Origin of the sequence: Kitasatospora sp. NPDC059571, assembly GCF_042735675.1 — a bacterium.
GTDB lineage: Bacteria > Actinomycetota > Actinomycetes > Streptomycetales > Streptomycetaceae > Kitasatospora.
This window is the reverse complement of the sequence record NZ_JBHWBW010000159.1, coordinates 1-2,555: the sequence shown is the minus strand read 5'-3', so window position 1 is coordinate 2,555 and position 2,555 is coordinate 1. Positions and strand designations below refer to the sequence as shown.

The window sequence follows — 2,555 nt, the reverse complement described above, 5'->3', positions numbered from 1 at the left end:
GCCACACACCGCCTCCGACTGGGACGCCGTCCCCACCCACGTCCTCGGCGCCGCCGCGGACGAGAACAGCGAACTGCGACGGCGGCTGCGCGACGGCCTGCGCTCGTTCGGCCGCCGCCTGGCCACCGACCCCCGGCTCCAGGCCAAGGCCGACGGCTGGCTCCAGGACGCCGCCGCGTACGTCGTCGAGACCTACCGGGAGGAGATCACCGCGCTGATCTCCGACACCGTGGCGGGCTGGGACGCCGACGACGCCTCCCGCAAGATCGAGGCCAACGTCGGCCGCGACCTCCAGTTCATCCGGATCAACGGCACCGTGGTCGGTGCCATGGCCGGTTTGCTGATCCACACCGTCGCGGTGGCGTTCGGCGGGTAGCGGGCGGGGCGGAGCGGGGTGGGGCGGGGTGGCGCGCGAGTAGCGGGGGGCCGGGCAAGCGGGCAGCGGGCGGCGTTCGGCGGGGTGCGGGAGGCTGGTCGGGCGGGGCGAGCCACCCGGCGGGTGCCGCCCGGGGTGGAATAGCATGCGAAATCTACGCGAGTTGACAAGCTCGATCCGACAAGGGAGCAGGGGAGCAGCGGTGACCGAGGGCAAGAGCGGGATCGAGGCGTTCATCGCCGGGATGCCGAAGGCGGAACTGCACGTCCACCACGTGGGATCGGCCTCGCCGAGGGTGGTGGCCGAGCTGGCCGCCCGGCACGAGGGCCGCACCAAGGTGCCGGCCGACCCGGCCGCGCTCGCGGAGTACTTCACGTTCACCGACTTCGCGCACTTCATCGAGGTGTACCTGAGCGTGGTCGACCTGATCCGCGACGCCGAGGACGTCCGCGCCCTCACCTACGGTGTCGCCGAGGACATGGCCCGCCAGCAGATCCGGTACGCCGAGCTGACCATCACGCCGTACTCCTCGACCCGCCGCGGCATTCCGGACGGCGCCTTCATGGAGGCCATCGAGGACGCCCGGGTGTCCGCCGAGAAGGAGCTCGGGGTCACCCTGCGCTGGTGCTTCGACATCCCCGGCGAGGCCGGTCTGGAGGCCGCCGAGGAGACCGCCCGCCTCGCCGTCGACCTGGCCCCCGAGGGCCTGGTCAGCTTCGGCCTCGGCGGTCCGGAGATCGGCGTCCCGCGCCCCCAGTTCAAGCCCTACTTCGACCGGGCCCGGGCGGCCGGCCTGCGCAGCGTGCCGCACGCCGGCGAGACCACCGGGCCGGAGACCGTCTGGGACGCCCTGCGGGTGCTCGGCGCGGAGCGGATCGGCCACGGCACCCAGGCCGTCAAGGACCCGGCCCTGATCGACCACCTCGGCGAGTACCGCATCCCGCTGGAGGTCTGCCCGACCTCCAACATCGCCACCCGGGCCGTCGAGCGGATGGACGAGCACCCGATCAAGCAGATGGTGGACGCCGGCCTGCTGGTCACGGTCAACAGCGACGACCCGCCGATGTTCGGCACCGACCTCAACACCGAGTACGCCGTCGCCGCGCGCCTGCTCGGCCTGGACGAGGCCGGGATCGCCGCCCTGGCCAGGAACGCCGTCGAGGCGTCCTTCCTCGACCCGGCCGGCAAGGCCCGGCTCGGCGGCGAGATCGACGCGTACCTCGCCGCCTGGCCGGGCCGGTCGTAGCCGGGTCCGCTTCCGGGTCCGGTTACCCGGCCCGCGCTGCGGACTGCTCGGCAGCCTGCTCGGGGTGCTGTGCCGGGGCGGCGCCGCCCGGTGCAGCCACGCCCGCTCGGCCGCGCTCCATGCGGTGGTCGTGAGCAGGTAGAGCCCGGCCGCGAGCGGCACGAGGGCGACGAACAGCACCGTGCCGAACGACAGGTACGGCAGCAGCGCGGCGGCCGGGCCCGGCAGGGCCTGTGCCGCCTGCGCCGTGTCCGCCGCCGGTACCGCGCGGCGGGCGCGGCGGAATCCGGCGTACCCGACGGCGGCCAGCCCCGCGTAAAGGGCTGCGAACACCAGGAACGCGGCCGGCGTCCGGGCCTCGCCGACGTGCAGGCCGAGCGGCACCCCGGCGAGGGTGTGGCCGAGGAGGTCGTTCGGCGTCGTGAAGAGCCGGTACATCACCGAGAAGACCGGTACCTGCAGGACCATCGGCAGGCAGCCTGCCAGCGGCGACGTCCGCTCGGCGCGGTAGAGCTCCGCGAGCGCCGACTGCAGGGTCTCCGGGCTGTTCTCGTGGCGGCCGCGGAGCTCCGCGACGCGCGGTGCCAGCCGCGCCCGCTCGCGCTCGCCGCGGGCCGCGGCCCGGGCGAGCGGGTGCAGCACGAGACGCACGGCGACGGTGAACAGGACCACCGCCGGTGCGGTGGGGACGACCTGGGCGAGCGCGGCGACCGCGTCGTGCGCGGCGCGGACGGCAGGGTCGAGTACGGCAAGGACGGACATGGGAGCGGACCCTCCGGGGTCTCGTGGGAACAGAGGTCGGCGGAGGGCGGCCGGGACCGGCGGACGTGACGAATGTCAGGCGCAGCGTCGCCGGACGGCGGCCGCCGGGGGCGCCCCCCGGGCGCGGGGGGGGGGGCCGGCGCGCCCCGCCGCCCTGCTCGCCGCCCGGCC

The 2,555-nt window shown here is 75.2% G+C and carries 3 protein-coding genes and 1 pseudogene; 3 read left to right on the top strand and 1 reads right to left on the bottom strand.

All coding sequences use genetic code 11. The features are described from left to right. A partial coding sequence (locus ACFV0G_RS19190; protein WP_380548756.1) for a DUF445 family protein occupies positions 1-376 on the top strand: 376 nt, incomplete at its 5' end. A gap of 145 nt (positions 377-521) precedes the next feature. Further along, on the top strand, positions 522-1,622 hold the full coding sequence (locus ACFV0G_RS19185) for an adenosine deaminase (RefSeq protein WP_380548753.1): 1,101 nt from the start codon (positions 522-524) through the stop codon (positions 1,620-1,622). A 150-nt stretch (positions 1,623-1,772) separates the two neighbouring features. On the opposite strand, the pseudogene ACFV0G_RS19180 reads toward ACFV0G_RS19185, so the two are convergent. Continuing rightward, a pseudogene (locus ACFV0G_RS19180) lies at positions 1,773-2,264 on the bottom strand (YidC/Oxa1 family membrane protein insertase); the annotation flags it as partial. Here ACFV0G_RS19180 and ACFV0G_RS19175 point away from each other — a divergent pair. Continuing rightward, on the top strand, positions 2,175-2,453 hold the full coding sequence (locus tag ACFV0G_RS19175; RefSeq protein WP_380548750.1) for a hypothetical protein: 279 nt from the start codon (positions 2,175-2,177) through the stop codon (positions 2,451-2,453). The pseudogene ACFV0G_RS19180 and the gene ACFV0G_RS19175 overlap by 90 nt on opposite strands. Positions 2,454-2,555 lie beyond the last annotated feature (102 nt).